Origin of the sequence: Pseudomonas sp. TNT2022 ID1044 (assembly GCF_028656895.1) — a bacterium.
GTDB classification, from domain to species: domain Bacteria; phylum Pseudomonadota; class Gammaproteobacteria; order Pseudomonadales; family Pseudomonadaceae; genus Aquipseudomonas; species Aquipseudomonas reinekei.
In genome coordinates this window covers 364939-382750 of the sequence record NZ_JAMDHB010000004.1, presented here as the reverse complement: position 1 = coordinate 382750, position 17812 = coordinate 364939, and the positions used below count along the sequence as shown (strand labels likewise).

The window sequence follows — 17812 nt, the reverse complement described above, 5'->3', positions numbered from 1 at the left end:
GTCCCGCCCGACCACAGGAATGGCCGCACTGTCAGTTTTCGGCCCCACCCAGTCATGCTCGCCGGCATGCACAATGGCCTTGCCCTGCGTACCGATTTCGACCCCGCCGCCGATCCTGATGTAGCTGCCGTCATCGGCCACCAGGCGGATGGTGGGGGCGGTGATGAGCACTTCGCCTTCGGCTGCTGACAGGTGCAGGTTCTTTTGCGCGTTGTGCACCATGTCGTCGTCCTGGGCCTGTACCAGCACCTTGCCGCGATTGGCGATGGCGCTGATGCCCTCATCCTGGGCGAAGGCGCTGATCCCTTTACCGGCTTGCAGGCGCATGGCCGCGCCGCTGCTCAACTGCAAGTGATCCTGCGCCGTGGTGTCGTGGTTCTCGCCGGCGTAATGCAGTTGTGAACGCGGCGTGGCGCTGACGATGCCCGCCTCAGACGCTACCGCGACCACCGGTTCCCCCGGACTATTGCTGGTCGGTGCAGGCCATTGACTCAACGACTGGCGCAACACTTCGATGCCCTGGGCATCGACATGCCGGCTGCCTCGGGCAGCGGCGGTCTGGCCGAGGGACTGGAACAGCTCGCCACACTCACTCAACAACTTGAGCAGCTCTTCGCGGTCCAGTTGTGAACCTTGCGCACCCTGGCGAGCGTAGGTGGTCAACAACAGCCCTTGGGCTGCCCGCAGGGCAATCGCCGCATCGCTACGCAACTCGGCCCCCTGACCGCGTGCCTGAGCCTGACCATCGGTTCGCGGCGTGACGAGCTTGCCCAGGTTCAGCGCCGTGGCCTGATGGGTCGTGGCCAGCCGAGCGCGCAGCGCGCCGGGCGTATCGTCGAAGAGCAGCTCGTTGAAGCCTTTGCCTTGATGCTCCTGGGTCTGGATCCCCGACAATGTTCGATTGCCCGGCAACCCCGTCGCGTTACTGAAACGCGGGGGGAAATGATCGGCGTTGTAGAGCACTGAAGTGACAAGGGGCCGGTCGATGTCACCACCGAGGAACGTCACCAGTACTTCCTGGCCGATGCGCGGCAAAAACTGATGGCCGAAGCCGGCGCCAGCACTGGGCATGGCGACCCTTAGCCAGGTCGTCGCCTGGGCTGGATCCTGCTCACGCTGCCAATGGAAGCGCACTTGTACGCGCGCCATCTCGTCGGTAAAAACGTCCTCACCTTCCGGGCCGACGACAATGGCGGTGAGCGCTCCGGCAATCGTCGGGCGCGGGGTCATGATCGGCGGGCGAAAGGCAATTTTGCGGCGGATGCAGGTGAAACGGTTGTCGTAGTTCGCCGGTTGGTCCGTCAGGTAATTGTTTTGGCCTTGGTGCTCAACCTTGAGCAGGAGGAACTGGCGATCATCCACGGGATCACGATCGTGATCGAAGTGCTGAGTCAGTTCGAAGGTGTAACCCGGCAGCATGGCGCGACAGTTGCTGGCACCCTCGAACGTCTTGCCCTGTACCTCCAGGGCTTCAAGTCGATGCCGCACCAGCGCTTCGCCATCTGCGGGTGTACCGTGGCTGTAATGACCGGGAAAGTCGTAGATCTCGTAGGCGGGGACATCGCCTTGGGCGTTGAGGCTGGGCATGCCGACCGGCAGTGGATTGCGCGGTTGCCGGTAATCGAATGTCTGGATGGCCATCCTGCCGGACTGCAAAACCCGATGGCTGCTCCATCGGGTGATCGAGTCGGCGGTCTCGGTGACAGACGCGCTGTGGTAGCGGATCCGCGGTTGTTGTATCAACGGCTCAAGGTGGCGGGAGTGGTCGCAGATGATCAGGCGGTGTTCTTCCTTCGTATGAGCGAAATAGAAGAACAGCCCTTCATGCTCCAGCAGGCGCAAGACGAAATCCAGATCGCTCTCACGGTATTGCGTGATGTAGCTGTGGCGCTTGAGCGGCTGTTCCAGTCGGAAATCAAACGTGGGCAGCACGCCATAGTGGGCGAACACCGTGCGCAGGATGTCTTCGCTCGTCTGGTCTTGAAAGATCCGCGAATCGAAACGACGCGACAGCATCCACAGCCAGGGGCTCAAGGTGGCCGAATAGCAGGCCAGGCCGCCGTCACTTTTCTGCAAGCTGAATCGGCTGATAAAACCGTGAATGTAACGCGACTCGCCGCTCGCCAATTCAATGTCGAGTGACGCCGGTTGCCCTATCAGTGACTTGAGTTCCAGGCGAGCATCCTGACTGATCAGTGACAACTCGAAACTGAATAACGTCGACAAACCCTCCGAGCCGGAAAATCGCTCGAGCAGCAGCTCCTGCTGGCTTGCGATCGGGGAGGTGAATTTGATCAAACGCCGGTTCTGTGGCGAAAATATTTTTGTTAGTTCCATTAACAAGCTTCCTGCGGCATAAGCAACCGTGGTCATCCCAGGACCTGCACATCCATGCGCCTGGCGAAACCCGAAGATGGCAATTAAGTCGCTTATGAAACAGCTTGTATGTAGGAGGCTTCCTTTTTTAGATGCAGATTTGTCCGCACAATCGCGATCGACTGGGTGGCTCTGAAAGTTTGAGGGGGGGCGACGCTAGATACGTGGGTACTGGGGGCGAGTCCTGAAACAGGCGTAGACCTGTTCAGGACTCGACATCACGGTTTGGGCGCTTCAGCCGGTTTCGGCGCAGGATCATCAAACAGGTTCAGGCGCTCGCGAAGTTCGTGGGCCGGTAGCGGTTCCTTGTCCGCCGGCAGCGCATTCGGGTCGACCGGTGCAGCCGGTGTGGCGCTTGGCGCGGCCGAACCCTGCGGTGCATCAGGAGCAGACTCCGCACCTTGCGAACCCTCAATGGCACGCTGGGCTTTCTTGGTCAGCACCACGATGTCGATGCGACGGTTGACCGGGTTGAACGGGTGCTCGCGGTCGAACAGGGCCGACGAGGCATAACCGACCACCCGCGCCACTTGAGCATCCGGATAGCTGCCCGCCACCAAGGCTCGACGAGCGGCGTTGGCACGGTTGGCCGAGAGTTCCCAGTTACCGAAATCGCCCTGCCCGGTGTACGGCTTGGCGTCGGTGTGGCCGCTGATGCTGATCTTGTTCGGCACCGCTTTGATGGTGTCAGCCATGGCCAGCAGGATGTCTTCGAAATACGACTTCAGCCGCGCAGAACCCGAGTCAAACATCGGCCGGTTTTCCGCGTCCACGATCTGGATGCGCAAGCCGTCCGGGGTGATCTCGAACATGATCTGGTCTTTGAATTTCTGCAGCTGCGGGTTCTCTTCGACCTTGTTCTGCAGTTCTTGCAGCAACAGTTCCAGGCGTTCCTTCTCGACCATTTCGGCCATGCCTTCGACCTGTTCGACATCGACCGTCACCTTGTCCGGCTGCGGCTGGGACTTCACCTCGGGGTTGAGGGTGTTTTCCGGCGCCAGGGTCGGCGTACCGCCCAGGTCGATGATGTACGGCGTACCGCTTTCGGAGAAGCCGATCGGATCCTTGAAGTAACCGGCGATGGCGATCTTCTGTTCTGGCGTTGCCGTGGACAGCAGCCACAACACCAGGAAGAACGCCATCATCGCCGTGGCGAAGTCGGCGAAGGCGATTTTCCAGGCGCCCCCGTGATGCCCACCGGCGATGCGCTTGACGCGCTTGATGATTATCGGCTGGTTATTTTCCATAACTTAACGACCGCGAACCGCTTGTTCCAGCTCGGCGAAGCTAGGACGGTGCGCCGGGTAAAGAACCTTGCGCCCGAACTCCACGGCCAGCGATGGCGGCATGCCGGAAGCCGAAGCGACCAGCGAAGCCTTGATGGCTTCGTAGACGTTCAGTTCTTCCTTGGCATCGTGGGCCAGGGAATGGGCCAGCGGGCCGAAGAAACCGTAGGCAGCCAGAATACCGAAGAAGGTACCCACCAGTGCCGCCCCCACGTGCAGGCCGATGGACGCCTGGTCGCCTTCGCCCAGGGAAGCCATGGTCACCACGATACCCAGTACCGCCGCGACGATACCGAAACCGGGCATGCCGTCGGCGATGCCGTTCACCGCGTGGGACGGGTGCTCGAGGTCTTCCTTGAGGCTGTACAGTTCCATGTCGAACAGGCCTTCCAGCTCGTGGGGAGCCATGTTGCCGGAGGACATGATGCGCAGGTAATCGCAGACGAACGCGGTCATGCGCTCGTCTTTGAGGACCGTCGGGTACTTGGCGAAGATCGGGCTCGCGGCGGCATCTTCGATGTCGCCTTCGATGGCCATCATGCCTTCGCGACGACTTTTGTTGAGGATCTCGTAAATCAGACCGAGCACTTCAAGGTAGAAGCCGTGGGTGAAACGCGAACCGAACATGCTCAGGGACTTCTTGAGCACGTGCATGGTCATGTAGCCGGGGTTGGCCTGCAGGAATGCACCGAGGGCCGCACCACCGATGATCAGCACTTCGAAAGGCTGGATCAGGGCGGCAATTTTGCCGTGGGAGAGCACGTATCCGCCGAGCACGCTCGCGAATACGACGATGATGCCGATTATTTTAGCCATAGGTAGGAGAGCACTTACTGAGTCGGGTTCAAGGTCATATTCGGAAGTTAAAAAATCTCTTCTTCTACTTATCGGCAAAACTGCGCCAGACTATAGCCAGTTCAGGCGAAAAGCCAATTTGACCCATTCCGGGCGTAGGTAATGCAGACGATGATCGCCTCCAGACATGGTTAACGAAACGAACGTCCCGACCGCAAAACCAACCACTCTCCAAGGCTGGGTCAAGCTTCTGGATGGCGTGCGCCTGCCGGTTCCGCAGGCCAGTCACGACCGTGTCTGCCGGGCGCTGCGTGACAATCGCAGCTCCCTGCGTGACATCGCCGACTTGATGCAGGACAGCCCGGCCCTGGCCTTGAGCGTGATCCGCGAAGCCAACCGCCACACCCACGGCAGCATGACCGAGCCGGCGGAAAACCTGGAGGTGGCGATCAATCGCCTCGGTTTGAAACGCACCGAAGCATTGCTCGAGCGCTTGCCCGCCAAGCCCATGGCCGAGATTCCCAAGGCGCTGCGTCAACTGCAGATGATCAGCCAGCACGCGACGCAACAGGCCAACGGTTTTTTCGCCAGCCGCCTCGCACGCCTGTGGCAGGACATTCATTGGGGCAGCCTGCTGTTTCTGTCGCCGCTTTGGCCGCTGGCACTGACCCACCCGCAACTGCTCGAAGAGTGGGAACTGCGGGTCATCCATAAAGGTGAGTCGGCGCGCAACGTCGAAAAGCAGTTGTTTGGCGCACGGCTGCTGGAAATCGGCCTGGCCCTCGTGGATGCCTGGCGCCTGCCGATCTGGGTGCAGCAAGGCTATAAACTGTTACTCACCGAGCAGCGGGAACTGGTCAAAGTCCTGCGCATTGCCCGCGACAGCGAGCATCCGTTGCGCCAGCAAAATCGCCTCGATGACGATCCGACCTTGCGCCGCTGGCTCAACCAGCCGGCCAACACGGTGCTGCTGGCCAACGGGCTGGCGCTCTCGGCGCAACAGGCCTGGGACAGCCCGCACAGCGAGCGCTGGCAGTACCTCACCAGCCTCTACCTGCAAATACCCATGGATGAGGTGCAACAACAATTGCACCAGCAGGCCGCCAACAGTGCCCGCCATCACGCCATGCCCGACCTCTGGCACCCTGCCGTTGCGTTGCTCTGGCCGTGGGGCACGAACCGCGTTCACGCCGGACTGCTTCCGGCCCCGGCGCCAACCGCTGAAGACCTGGCCCAGTGGCGCCGGCAATGTGCCGAACTGCTGGTCGAGCCAAGTCGCTTCACCAACGCCATGCACCTGACTACCTCGGCCCGTGACGCGCTGGTCGCGTGCGGCATGCGCCGGGTCATGATCCTGATGGCCGATCGCACCCACGCCAACCTGCGGGTGCACCAGACCGCCGGGTTGCCGAAAGAAGTGGCCGGGCTGAATTTCGTGGTCAGTCAGAGCAGCGTTCTGCAACGACTGCTCACGCAACAGGCTCAGGTGCGCCTGACACCCGACAACAACGCACAATTTTCCGCCCTGTTGCCCAACAGCCTGCGCTCACAGTTCAGCGGCGAACACCTGATGCTGCGCTCACTGGTCAACAATGGCCGGGTGATCATGATTGTCGTGGCGGATCAGGGCGGCGGACCCTTTTCGGAAATTACCGTGCAAGCCTTTGGCAAAACCGCGCAATGCATCGAGAAAGCCCTGCACAGCTTTAGCCACCGCGGCCAGTAAGGCTGCGTTACAATCTTCCCTTTTTGTGCCCTGGAGACCTCACATGTCTGACTTCTCTGGCTTGCCGCTGGTGATCGAGCCGAGCGACTTGCTCCCTCGCCTCGACGCCCGCGAACTGATTCTGGTGGACCTGACCAGCAGCGCCCGCTACACCGAAGGGCACATTCCCGGTGCGCGGTTTGTCGACCCCAAGCGCACGCAACTCGGTCAGGCACCTGCGCCGGGCCTGATGCCGCCGCAAGCGGCGCTGGAAGCGTTGTTCGGTGAACTGGGCCATAACCCCGACGCGATCTACGTGGTGTATGACGACGAAGGCGGCGGTTGGGCCGGTCGCTTTATCTGGCTGCTGGATGTCATCGGCCACCGCAAGTACCACTATATAGACGGCGGCCTGCCGGCCTGGCTGGCTGAAGGCCTGCCGATGTCGATCCAGATCCCGCCAGCCGTGGGCGGCCCGGTTGCCCTGAGGTTGCACGACGAACCCACCGCTACTCGCGAGTACCTGCAAAGCCGTCTCGGCGCCGCTGACCTGGCAATCTGGGATGCCCGCGGACCGCTGGAGTATTCCGGTGAGAAAGTGCTCGCGGCCAAGGCCGGGCATATCCCCGGCGCGGTCAACTTCGAATGGACGGCGGGCATGGATCAGGCGCGCCAGTTGCGTATTCGCACTGACATGCCGCAGATCCTCGAAAAACTCGGCATCACGCCGGACAAAGAAATCATTACCCACTGCCAGACCCATCACCGGTCGGGCTTCACTTATCTGGTGGCCAAGTCCCTCGGTTATCCGCGGGTCAAAGGCTACGCCGGTTCCTGGGGCGAATGGGGCAATCACCCTGACACGCCTGTCGAGCTTTAAGGTTTTTAAGGACACCCAATGAAAGAGCGTTTGTTTATCCTCAGCCAGTACCTGCTGCCCCATCACTTGCTCTCGCGACTGGCCGGCTGCATCGCCGAATGCCGCGTTCGCTGGTTCAAGAATGCCTTTACCGCCTGGTTCGCCAAGCGCTATCAGGTGGACATGTCCCAGGCACTGGTCGAAGACCTGACCGCCTATGAGCATTTCAACGATTTCTTCACCCGCGCCTTGAAAGACGGCGCCCGCCCGCTCGATGAAACTCCGGGTGCGATCCTCAGCCCGGCCGACGGCGCGATCAGCCAACTCGGCCCGATCGAACACGGTCGCGTGTTCCAGGCCAAGGGCCACAGTTTCAGCGTGCTGGAACTGCTGGGTGGCGACGCGGCCAATGCTGCGCCGTTCATGGGCGGTGATTTCGCGACTATTTACCTGTCGCCGAAAGACTACCACCGTGTGCACATGCCGCTGGCCGGCACCCTGCGCGAAATGGTCTACATCCCGGGTCGCCTGTTTTCGGTGAACCAGTCCACCGCTGAAAACGTACCGGAACTGTTCGCCCGCAACGAGCGTGTAGCGTGCATTTTCGACACCGAGCGCGGGCCGATGGCCGTGGTTCTGGTGGGCGCGATGATCGTTGCGTCGATCGAAACCGTATGGGCCGGCCTGGTTACGCCGCCGAAACGCGAGCTGAAAACCTTCCGCTACGACGAAGCCGCACGTGCGCCGATCCACCTGGAAAAAGGTGCGGAGCTGGGTCGCTTCAAGCTGGGTTCGACCGCTGTCGTGCTGTTCGGACCTGATCAGGTGAAATGGGCTGAAGACATGACTGCCGGCGTGGCCGTGCAAATGGGCCAGGGTATGGGCCTGCCAAAGGCATAAATTCTTTGTTGTACTCAAACCTGTAGGAGCCGGCTTGCTGGCGATGGCATCCCTGAGGGCCCCATCGCTGGCAAGCCAGCTCCTACAGTGGTTTTGCGGTGCTGTTAGAGCTGACCGTCGCGATCGCGGAAGCCCAGCAGATACAGCACACCATCCAGTCCCAGGGTGGAGATCGCTTGCTTGGCCGACTGCTTGACCAGCGGCTTGGCACGGAACGCCACGCCCAACCCGGCAATCGCCAGCATCGGCAAGTCATTCGCGCCGTCGCCGACCGCAATGGTCTGCTCCAGACGCAAACCTTCCTTGTGTGCCAGCTCTTTCAGCAGATCCGCTTTGCGCTGCGCGTCGACAATCGGCTCGACCGCCACGCCAGTCACCTTGCCGTCGACCACTTCCAGTTCGTTGGCGAACACGTAATCGATACCGAGCCTGGCCTGCAATTGCTTGGCGAAGTAGGTAAAGCCGCCCGACAGAATGGCGGTCTTGTACCCCAGGCGCTTGAGTTCGGCGAACAGGGTTTCAGCACCTTCGGTCAAACGCAGCGAAGCGCCGATGGAGTCCAGCACGCCGACATCCAGGCCTTTGAGCAACGCCAGGCGCTCTTTGAAGCTGGCGCGGAAATCCAGTTCACCGGCCATCGCCCGCTCGGTGATTTCCGAAACCTTGTCACCCACGCCGGCGGCCTTGGCCAGTTCGTCGATCACCTCGGCTTCGATCAGGGTCGAATCCATGTCGAACACCGCCAGACGACGGTTACGGCGGAACAGCGAGTCTTCCTGGAAGGCGATGTCGACGTTCAGTTCCTGGGCGACGCTGAGGAATTCAGCCCGCAGCGCCTGCGGATCGGCCGCTTCGCCACGCACGGAAAACTCGATGCAACCCTTGCCTTTATCAGCCGGGGTATCCAGCGGCATGCGCCCGGACAGGCGATCAATGTGATCGATGTTCAGGCCATATTTGGCGGTGATCGAACTCACGGCCTGCAATTGCCCGGCGGTTACCTTGCGGGTCAGCAGCGTCACGATGTGGCGCTTTTTGCCCTGGTTGCCGACCCACTGCTGGTAATCCTCTTCGGAAACCGGCGTGAAACGCACCTGTTGATCGAGCTCGTAACCCTTGAACAGGATGTCCTTGAGCACGGACTTGCCTTGCTCGGTGTCGGGAATTTCAACCAGGATGCCAAACGACAGCGTGTCGTGGATCACCGCCTGACCGATGTCGAGAATGTTCACACCACCCTGGGCCAGAACGCCGGTAATGGCCGCAGTCAGACCCGGACGGTCGACTCCCGTGATGTTTATCAGGACGATTTCGCGCAAGGCGCACCCCCGCAGGTGGAAAAAAACCGCATTCTACCCACTTTCAGTGACCATCGGGCACCGTGAGCGCTTTGACGGTCTAGGGCCTGTCGCTATACTGCGCGTCAACTTCACGGACAAAGAGCCGAGCTCAAGTGAACCGGCCCACGCCAGTAAAAACCGATAACTTCTTCCTGCTGATCTTCCGGGCACTGCGTCACCGCCGTGTACCGATTGCATTGCGCATTGCCAGCCATAACGTGATCCTGGTCGCACTGGCCCTGGTGATCTACGCCTGTGTGATGGGCTTGCAGTTCAAGCAGGCCATGCACGAGCAGGCAGATGCGCTCGGCGAAAGCCTGACCACGCAGACCGCCACCTCGGCCACCGAACTGCTGGTGTCAAACGACATCCTCAGCCTCAACGTGCTGCTCAACAACCTGACCAAGAACAAGCTGGTGGCCCACGCCGCCATCTATAGCGTGGATAACCGTACCCTCGCCGAAGCCGGTCAGCGTCCCAAGCACGGCCTGTTGGGCGAAGCCGAGGGGATGTACCAGAGCAAGATCACCTTCCAGGACGTGACTGCCGGGCAGCTGCGCATCAGCCTGGACATGGATCAGTTCCAGCAACCGATGACCATCAGCCTGCAAAGCATGGGCATCCTGAGCGCGATCCTGCTGGCCTTGTCCCTGGCCTTGAGCCTGCGTCTGGGCCGGCACATCTCCACACCGCTCCTGCAACTGCGCGTGTGGCTGCGCAATATCGACGAATACACTCCGGCCACCGAACGTCAGGACGAGATTGGTGATCTGGCGCGTCAACTGCACGCCAACTTCGCACCAGAACCGGCCGAGCCGGAACCCGTGCCGGAGCCGGAGCTCGACGACAGCGATTACGACGATGCCGAACCCGAGTTCGAAGTGCGCAACCTGCGCGATCCAAGCTTCGATGAAAGCCGCCCGATGGCAGCGATGAAGGCAGCGCCACGACGCGTTGTCAGCACTGTCGAAGACGATGACGACGATGCGTTTGCCGATTTGCTCGATGACTCGGACAGCACCGCAAAACCATTAGCCCGCCCTGCTCCCTCGAACGTGCCGCAGCACAGCGCCGTTCTGGCCGTGCAGCTGGGCTCCCAGGAGCAATTGCGTCGCTTGCCGCGCACCCGCCTGGAAGAACTGCTCAAACGCTACCGCGACTGCCTCGATCAGGCGGCTTCGCTGTACCAAAGCGAACTGCACACGTTGAACGACGGCAGTACGCTGATGCTGTTCCACACCGAAGACAGCGGCGACGACTATCTGACCAATGCCATTTGCTGCGGCGAGTTGCTGCGCGCACTCGGTCATCAGTTGCAGATCGAAGTCGCCGACAGCGGCATCACCCTGCAATTGCAGCTGGGCCTGACCCTGGGCGACGATTTGTTCGGCCTGAGCCAGATCGACCTGCTGCTGACCGATTCCGCCCAGGACGCCCTGGCCCTGTCGCAACACAGCCGCAACCTGCTGCTGGTGGAGCGCAAGATCAGTGACGACGCGCTGATCCGCCAACGTGCGCGAATCCGCCCGATCGCCAGCCCTGAAGGCGCTTGCTGTGTGGAGCGGCTGATGGAGCCTTATCCGTCGATGCTGGAACGGCAACTGGCGCGGATGCATGAGCGCCGGGCGTAAGCCTTAAGCCCGGTTGCGAAGAAGCCCGCAGACGATCACTCGTCTGCGGGTTTTTTGTTGCCTGTACTGCCGCTATCGCTGGCAAGCCAGCTCCTACAGTGGTTGATGTCGTACACACAATCTGCGATCAACAGATCCCACAGTGATTGATGTCGTACACACAATCTGCGATCAACAGATACTTTTGTGGGAGCTGGCTTGCCAGCGATGAGGCCATCAGCCGCACTGGAAGTCTCCAATCCGCAGAAACAACAAAGCCCGCACAAGGCGGGCTTTGGTTTGACTCGATCCAGACTTAGAAGCGGAACACTTCCATATCGGTACGAATCGGTGCAGCCATTGGGATCTTCGGCTGTTTTTCTTGCTCCGCCGCAGGCGCCACAGGCTTGGACGACCCTTTCTTTGGTGCTTCGGCAATCGGAGGCTGATTGGCCAGCGGCTTGAGCGCAACAGATAGCTGTTCGGCCAGCTTCTGCAACAACACACCCTGAGCCTGAACCTGCGCCGCCGTGGTGCCGGCGTGCAGCTCTTGCAAATGAATGATGCGGTTGTCGCGCACTTGCCCACGACGGTCGATCAGGCGCCATTGCGCATCAAGGATCGCCGGCTGCTTCTCACCCGAATCCAGGCGAGTAATGGTCAGCAGCACTTGAACGTCCGGGGTGAAGCCCACGGTTGCCGGTGCCAACACCACGCGCTGGCTGTCCAGATGACCGGCGACCTGACGCAGCAACAGCTGATCGATATCGGAAGACAGGCTGCCAGCCCAACGACCGTCGGTCGCGGCTTGCAGGCTGCCATCGGGTTGACGCTGCAGCAGGGTTTCGCGTTGCAGATAGTCGGCAACGGTCACCGGGCCCAGCAACACCGCCATGCCCGCGCTTTGCGCAGGCGAAACCGGACTTCCGCTGTCCAGTTGATACAGCGACACCGGCTGGTGAACGCTGCAACCCGCCAGGCCAAGAACGCCGGCGAGCATCAGAATAAAAGGAAGGCGCAGAGCAGTCATCGTCCCATCCAGGTGATTGCCACAAGGCTAACCACAGTGAAAATACTCAATAAATATGAAGAACGCTCGGCCACGCCGGCGCTTGAAAGGCCATATCATCCGTGAATATGCGTTCCGACTCCAGCGCGAAAGCGTCGATCTACGCGTTAAATCGTAGATCGACGCCTCTAGCACGCCTAATTGAGGTTTTCGACGAGCAGCGCATCTACCCTCTGGAAGCCACGTGGCAGTTTGTTACCACGGCGCCCACGCTCACCCTTGTAGTGTTCGAGGTCGTCCGCTTTCAGTGACAAGGTACGTTTTCCGGCCTGCAACACCAAGGTTGCGCCTTCCGGGATAACGGCGATGTCCGTGACATATTCTTCGCGACTGGCCACACGCTCACCGGAAATACCGATGATCTTGTTGCCTTTGCCCTTACCTAATTGTGGCAGATCGCTGATCTTGAAGATCAGCAGGCGACCTTCGGTGGTCACCGACGCCAACCAGTTGTGTTCACGATCGGCGACAGGCCGCGGCAGGATGACCTTGGCGTTGTTCGGCAGGCTCAACAGCGCCTTGCCCGCCTTGTTCTTGGCCTGCAGGTCTTCGCCCTTGACCACGAAACCGTAACCGGCGTCGGAGGCGATCACGTAGAGCGCGTCATCTTCCGGCATCAGCACGCATTCGAAGCTTGCACCCGGCGGTGGTGTCAGACGACCGGTCAGCGGTTCGCCCTGGCCACGGGCCGATGGCAACGTATGCGCGGCCACCGAATAGCTGCGACCGGTGGAGTCGATGAACACCGCAAACTGGTTGGAACGCCCGGCGGCCAAGGCCTTGAAGCCGTCACCGGCCTTATAGGAAAGCCCCGTAGCGTCGATGTCGTGGCCTTTGGCCGAGCGAATCCAGCCTTTTTCCGACAGCACGACTGTCACTTTCTCGTTCGGCAGCAGATCGTGTTCGGTCAGGGCCTTGGCTTCAGCCCGCTCGACGATTGGCGACCGGCGGTCATCGCCATAGGTTTCAGCGTCCTTGATCAGCTCGGAACGCACCAGCTTCTTCAGCTTGGCTTCGCTGCTCAACAAGGCTTGCAGCTTGGCTTGTTCCTTGAGCAGTTCATCCTGCTCGGCGCGCAGCTTCATTTCTTCCAGTCGCGCCAACTGACGCAGACGGGTGTCGAGGATGTAGTCGGCCTGGATTTCGCTCAGGGCGAAACGCTCGATCAGCGCGGCTTTTGGATGCTCCTCGGTGCGGATGATATGGATCACTTCATCCAGGTTGAGGTAGGCAATCAGCAAGCCGTCCAACAGGTGCAGGCGACGTTCGACTTTATCGAGGCGGAATTGCAGACGACGACGAACGGTCTGCACCCGGAACTCCAGCCACTCGACCAGCAAGGCGCGCAGGTTTTTCAGCTGCGGTTTGCCATCCAGGCCAATGATGTTGACGTTGACCCGGTAGCTCGACTCCAGCTCGGTGCTGGCGAACAGATGCTGCATCAGCGCATCGTGGTCGAAGTTTTTCCGCGCCCCCGGAATGATCACGATCCGGCACGGGTTCTCGTGGTCGGATTCGTCGCGCAGGTCGGCGATTTGCGGGGCCTTGGACGGCTTGGCCTGCATCATGGCCGCGATCTGTTCCAGCACCTTGGCGCCTGAAACCTGATGCGGCAGCGCGGTGACGATGATGTCGCCGTCTTCGATGTGGTACACAGCGCGCATGCGCACCGAGCCCTTGCCGGTTTCGTAGATTTTCAGCAGGTCGGCGCGCGGGGTGATGATTTCCGCTTCGGTCGGGTAATCCGGGCCCTGGATGTGTTCACAGAGCTGTTCGACCGTAGCTTTTGGCTCGTCGAGCAAACGCACGCACGCCGATGCGACTTCGCGCAGGTTGTGCGGCGGCACGTCGGTGGCCATGCCCACGGCGATGCCGGTGGTGCCATTGAGCAGGATATTCGGCAATCGTGCCGGCAGCACCAGCGGTTCGTCGAGGGTGCCGTCGAAGTTAGGCCCCCAGTCCGCCGTGCCCTGGCCCAGTTCGCTGAGCAGCACTTCGGAATAGCGCGACAGCCGTGCCTCGGTGTATCGCATGGCGGCGAAGGATTTGGGATCATCCGGCGCACCCCAGTTGCCCTGGCCGTCGACCAGCGTGTAACGGTAGCTGAACGGCTGGGCCATCAGCACCATGGCTTCGTAGCAGGCCGAATCACCGTGGGGGTGGAACTTGCCGAGCACGTCACCGACGGTACGCGCCGATTTCTTGTGCTTGGAATCGGCGTCCAGCCCCAACTCGCTCATGGCGTAGATGATGCGCCGCTGCACGGGCTTCAGGCCGTCGCCGATATGCGGCAAGGCACGGTCCATGATCACGTACATGGAGTAGTTGAGGTAGGCATTTTCGGTGAAGTCAGCCAGCGATCGGCGTTCTACGCCATCTAAGCTGTCTGCAAGGATGTCGCTCATGCGGGCCTCATCGGTTCGTTGTCTGGCGCAGCAGCATGGTGCCACCGCGCTGGGTAAATTCAAGTTTGTTCAGTGCGCTCATGCCGAGCAGCACCTGGTCGCCATGCAGGCCGGGCGCCACCAGTGCGCGGACATCCCGCAGCATGATGTCGCCCAGTTGCAGGCGTTCAATACGGGTGCGATAGCCCTGGCTCAGGCCATTGGCCGTGCTCAGGGTCACACCGAAACCTTGTTCGAGCTTCAATCGCCTGGCCAGATCGGCCGGAATCGCCACATCGGTCGCCCCGGTGTCGAGCATGAAATCCACCGGCTGCCCGTTGATATGACCGCTGGCGACGAAATGCCCCTGGGCATTGCTGGCCAGTTTCACCTCGATAAAACCGTCGCCCTGTTCCGAGCTCACGACAACATTCGGGTTTTGCTGACGCTCTTCCCATTGGCCGAAAAACCGCGTTGCCAGAAACAGCGCCGCGCACCAGGCCAGCACCATCAACACCCGACCGGCGCGCTTGCCCGGGGTTTGCTGACTCACGGCTTGGCGCTCCAGCCACCGTCAGGCGCGGCAAAGCGCCACACGATCGGACGAACTTCTCCATCGGCGCGCGCACCGGTGTTGTTGTCGATACCGATCCAGGCACCGTCAGCATCCACGACCAGCGCCTCTGCGAGGCCATAGTCCTGTGGATAACGGCGGTTTTCCTGCAAGGCTTCATCAGCAAACGACCAGCAACGCTCAACCTTGGCGGTCTGCGCATCCCGGCGGCAGATTTCGAACGCATTGCGCTCCAGGGTGAACAGCTTGCCGTTGAACAATGACAGATCGGCAAAATCCCGGGGCATCGCTCTGGCATGAGGAAATTGTGCTGGCTGCATTTCTTTTCCGGCTTCACTCAGCAGCACGCAACCACCCTCGCAGTCCCACACCGACTGCTTGCGCTTGATCAGCAGCAAGCCGCGACTCTCACGCTCGGCGGCCAACCACAGCTGATCACCCTCAGGATTGATCGCCAGGCCTTCGAACAGCGCATTGAAGCGCAACAACAGACCACTGGCCCGGGCTTCACGCACCATGAGCGGCGAAATCTTCAGCCAGGACGCGGGACCGGTTGGCGGTACTTGCAATACCGCTGCATGGGCTTCGCTGACCACATAGCGATTGCCGGCACTGTCGCAGGTGATACCTTCGAAATCCAGGTTGCCGCCACGCACGAACGAAGCGGCCCAGGCCCGTGAACGCAACCCCCAGGGCAACCCGCTGTCCGGCACTTCAGGCACGCCGATGCCCACGGCTTCGGCTTGCCAGACACTGGCCTGGGTATCGAGGCGGTAGATCTGATCGTCGTCGCGGTCGGAGACTGTCCACAACTCCTTGCCGCACTGAGCCAGCCCGGACAGATTGCCGCCGCGCATGCCATCGACGGCATGCTCGGACAACAGACGCAGTTGCGCAGTCGGCTCGGCAGACACCGTCATCGAGGTCAGCAGCAACGCACACGCCAGGGCAAAGCCCAAGCGCATCAGCCCAGCACCTCCGCCAGATTGCCTTTGGACTCCAGCCAGGTCTTGCGGTCGCCAGCGCGTTTTTTCGCCAGCAACATGTCCATCATTTCCGAGGTCGCCTCGAAATCATCGCCCAGTGTCAGTTGCACCAGGCGCCGGGTGTTCGGGTCCATGGTGGTTTCGCGCAGCTGCGGCGGGTTCATTTCGCCCAGACCCTTGAATCGCGTGACCTGCGGCTTGCCGCGTTTCTTCTCGGCCACCAGGCGATCGAGAATGCCATCGCGCTCGGCTTCGTCGAGGGCGTAGTAAATCTCTTTGCCCAGGTCGATGCGGTACAACGGCGGCATGGCGACATAGACGTGACCGGCATCGACCAGCGCGCGGAAATGCTGGACGAACAAGGCACAGAGCAAGGTTGCGATGTGCAGGCCGTCGGAGTCGGCGTCGGCGAGGATGCAGATCTTGCCATAGCGCAACTGGGTCAAGTCCGCGGCGCCCGGATCGACGCCGATGGCCACGGCAATGTTGTGCACTTCCTGACTGGCCAGTACTTCGCTGCCGTCGACTTCCCAGGTGTTGAGGATCTTGCCGCGCAACGGCAGGATCGCCTGGAACTCTTTGTCCCGCGCCTGCTTGGCCGAGCCGCCGGCGGAATCACCTTCCACCAGGAACAGTTCGGAACGCATCGGGTCCTGCCCGGCGCAGTCGGCCAGTTTGCCCGGCAATGCCGGCCCTTGGGTGATGCGCTTGCGCTCGACTTTCTTGCTCGCCTTCAGGCGACGGCCGGCGTTGTTGATTGCCAACTCGGCCAGCGCCAGACCGGTTTCCGGATGGGCATTGAGCCACAGGCTGAACGCATCCTTGACCACACCGGACACGAACGCCGCCGCTTCCCGGGACGACAGGCGCTCTTTGGTCTGGCCGGAGAATTGCGGTTCCTGCATTTTCATCGACAGCACGAAAGCGATGCGTTCCCAAACGTCTTCCGGCGCCAGCTTCACGCCGCGCGGCAGCAGGCTGCGGAACTCACAGAACTCACGCATGGCGTCGAGCAAGCCCTGGCGCAGACCGTTGACGTGTGTGCCGCCCTGGGCGGTCGGAATCAGGTTGACGTAGCTTTCCTGCACCGCGTCGCCACCTTCCGGCAGCCACAGCAGCGCCCAATCCACGGCTTCCTTGTTACCGGCCAGGCTGCCGCAGAACGGCTCGTCCGGCAGGCGCTCGAATTCGCTGACCGCGTCCACCAGATAGGAACGCAGGCCGTCTTCGTAATGCCATTCGACTTTCTCGCCGGTGGCCTTGTCCTCAAAACTGACCAGCAGCCCCGGGCACAGAACGGCCTTGGCCTTGAGCACGTGCTTGAGGCGGCTGATGGAGAATTTTGGTGAATCGAAGTACTTCGGGTCCGGCGCGAAGAACACGCTGGTGCCGGTGTTGCGCTTGCCGACCGTACCGACGATTTCCAGCTCGGTGGCTTTGTAGCCATCCTTGAAGGTCATCTGGTATTCGTTGCCGTCACGCTTTACACGCACGCGGACTTCGTTCGACAAGGCGTTGACCACGGAAATACCCACCCCGTGCAGACCGCCGGAGAACTGGTAGTTCTTGTTGGAAAACTTGCCGCCCGCATGGAGCTTGGTGAGGATCAGTTCGACGCCCGACACGCCCTCTTCGGGGTGAATATCCACCGGCATGCCACGGCCGTCATCACTGACTTCCAGCGAGTGATCGGCGTGCAGGATGACCTGCACCGATTTGGCGTGCCCGGCCAAGGCTTCGTCGACACTGTTGTCGATGACTTCCTGGGCGAGGTGGTTCGGCCGACTGGTGTCGGTGTACATGCCGGGGCGTTTGCGCACCGGGTCGAGGCCCGAGAGGACTTCGATGGCGTCGGCGTTATAAGAGCTAGCGCTGGGAGTGGCCATGGGGTCTCGTCGTCAGTCGTTCATTGAAAATAGGGGGCGAGA

The 17812-nt window shown here is 61.1% G+C and carries 13 protein-coding genes; 4 read left to right on the top strand and 9 right to left on the bottom strand.

The annotated features are described in order from the left end of the window. From M5G20_RS07920 to motA, 3 genes are all read right to left on the bottom strand, one after another. Positions 1–2343 (bottom strand): type VI secretion system Vgr family protein (locus tag M5G20_RS07920; RefSeq protein ID WP_273918676.1); only part of this gene is annotated, 2343 nt, incomplete at its 3' end. A gap of 251 nt (positions 2344–2594) precedes the next feature. Continuing rightward, the gene (motB, locus tag M5G20_RS07915; protein WP_273918667.1) at positions 2595–3623 is read right to left on the bottom strand and encodes a flagellar motor protein MotB; all 1029 of its coding nucleotides are present in this window, start codon (positions 3621–3623) and stop codon (positions 2595–2597) included. 3 nt (positions 3624–3626) lie between these two features. Next, positions 3627–4478, bottom strand: coding sequence for a flagellar motor stator protein MotA (gene motA / locus M5G20_RS07910; RefSeq protein WP_075947330.1), 852 nt, complete (start codon positions 4476–4478; stop codon positions 3627–3629). Positions 4479–4644: 166 nt separating this feature from the next. Here motA and M5G20_RS07905 point away from each other — a divergent pair, with 166 nt between their 5' ends. Genes M5G20_RS07905 through asd form a run of 3 tightly spaced genes read left to right on the top strand, consistent with a single transcriptional unit; the run spans position 4645 to position 7921 of the window. Further along, a complete protein-coding gene (locus M5G20_RS07905) occupies positions 4645–6183 on the top strand; it encodes an HDOD domain-containing protein (RefSeq protein WP_273918664.1) in 1539 nt (512 codons plus the stop codon). Between the two features lie 43 nt (positions 6184–6226). Further along, complete coding sequence (locus tag M5G20_RS07900) at positions 6227–7042, top strand: rhodanese-like domain-containing protein (RefSeq protein ID WP_273918663.1); 816 nt, start codon at positions 6227–6229, stop codon at positions 7040–7042. 18 nt (positions 7043–7060) lie between these two features. Next, the gene (asd, locus tag M5G20_RS07895; RefSeq protein WP_273918662.1) at positions 7061–7921 is read left to right on the top strand and encodes an archaetidylserine decarboxylase; all 861 of its coding nucleotides are present in this window, start codon (positions 7061–7063) and stop codon (positions 7919–7921) included. A 104-nt stretch (positions 7922–8025) separates the two neighbouring features. On the opposite strand, the gene serB is transcribed toward asd, so the two are convergent. Then, positions 8026–9240 (bottom strand): phosphoserine phosphatase SerB, encoded by a 1215-nt coding sequence (gene serB / locus M5G20_RS07890; RefSeq protein WP_075947326.1) that lies wholly within the window; start codon positions 9238–9240, stop codon positions 8026–8028. A 134-nt stretch (positions 9241–9374) separates the two neighbouring features. Between serB and M5G20_RS07885 the strand changes: the two genes are divergently transcribed. Next, positions 9375–10892 carry an AhpA/YtjB family protein gene (locus M5G20_RS07885; protein ID WP_273918661.1) on the top strand — a complete coding sequence of 506 codons (1518 nt, stop codon included), beginning with the start codon at positions 9375–9377 and terminating at the stop codon, positions 10890–10892. Between the two features lie 295 nt (positions 10893–11187). Here M5G20_RS07885 and M5G20_RS07880 read toward each other — a convergent pair whose 3' ends face one another. The 5 genes from M5G20_RS07880 to parE form a co-directional block, all read right to left on the bottom strand. Next, on the bottom strand, positions 11188–11901 hold the full coding sequence (locus tag M5G20_RS07880; protein ID WP_273918660.1) for a PqiC family protein: 714 nt from the start codon (positions 11899–11901) through the stop codon (positions 11188–11190). 176 nt (positions 11902–12077) lie between these two features. Beyond that, on the bottom strand, positions 12078–14345 hold the full coding sequence (gene parC, locus M5G20_RS07875; protein ID WP_273918659.1) for a DNA topoisomerase IV subunit A: 2268 nt from the start codon (positions 14343–14345) through the stop codon (positions 12078–12080). A 7-nt stretch (positions 14346–14352) separates the two neighbouring features. Further along, a complete protein-coding gene (locus tag M5G20_RS07870; protein WP_273918658.1) occupies positions 14353–14877 on the bottom strand; it encodes a retropepsin-like aspartic protease family protein in 525 nt (174 codons plus the stop codon). Beyond that, complete coding sequence (locus M5G20_RS07865; protein WP_273918657.1) at positions 14874–15863, bottom strand: esterase-like activity of phytase family protein; 990 nt, start codon at positions 15861–15863, stop codon at positions 14874–14876. Before M5G20_RS07865 ends, M5G20_RS07870 begins: the two co-directional genes overlap by 4 nt. After that, the gene (parE, locus tag M5G20_RS07860) at positions 15863–17770 is read right to left on the bottom strand and encodes a DNA topoisomerase IV subunit B (RefSeq protein ID WP_150735639.1); all 1908 of its coding nucleotides are present in this window, start codon (positions 17768–17770) and stop codon (positions 15863–15865) included. Before parE ends, M5G20_RS07865 begins: the two co-directional genes overlap by 1 nt. Between the last annotated feature and the right edge of the window lie 42 nt (positions 17771–17812).

Excerpts from the sequence above, each read along its gene's own strand:
- parE (WP_150735639.1), bottom strand. The coding sequence starts at position 17,770 with ATGGCCACTCCCAGCGCTAGCTCTTATAACGCCGACGCCATCGAAGTC.
- motA (WP_075947330.1), bottom strand. The coding sequence starts at position 4,478 with ATGGCTAAAATAATCGGCATCATCGTCGTATTCGCGAGCGTGCTCGGC.
- M5G20_RS07905 (WP_273918664.1), top strand. The coding sequence starts at position 4,645 with ATGGTTAACGAAACGAACGTCCCGACCGCAAAACCAACCACTCTCCAA.
- M5G20_RS07880 (WP_273918660.1), bottom strand. The coding sequence starts at position 11,901 with ATGACTGCTCTGCGCCTTCCTTTTATTCTGATGCTCGCCGGCGTTCTT.
- M5G20_RS07865 (WP_273918657.1), bottom strand. The coding sequence starts at position 15,863 with ATGCGCTTGGGCTTTGCCCTGGCGTGTGCGTTGCTGCTGACCTCGATG.
- motB (WP_273918667.1), bottom strand. The coding sequence starts at position 3,623 with ATGGAAAATAACCAGCCGATAATCATCAAGCGCGTCAAGCGCATCGCC.
- asd (WP_273918662.1), top strand. The coding sequence starts at position 7,061 with ATGAAAGAGCGTTTGTTTATCCTCAGCCAGTACCTGCTGCCCCATCAC.
- M5G20_RS07900 (WP_273918663.1), top strand. The coding sequence starts at position 6,227 with ATGTCTGACTTCTCTGGCTTGCCGCTGGTGATCGAGCCGAGCGACTTG.
- parC (WP_273918659.1), bottom strand. The coding sequence starts at position 14,345 with ATGAGCGACATCCTTGCAGACAGCTTAGATGGCGTAGAACGCCGATCG.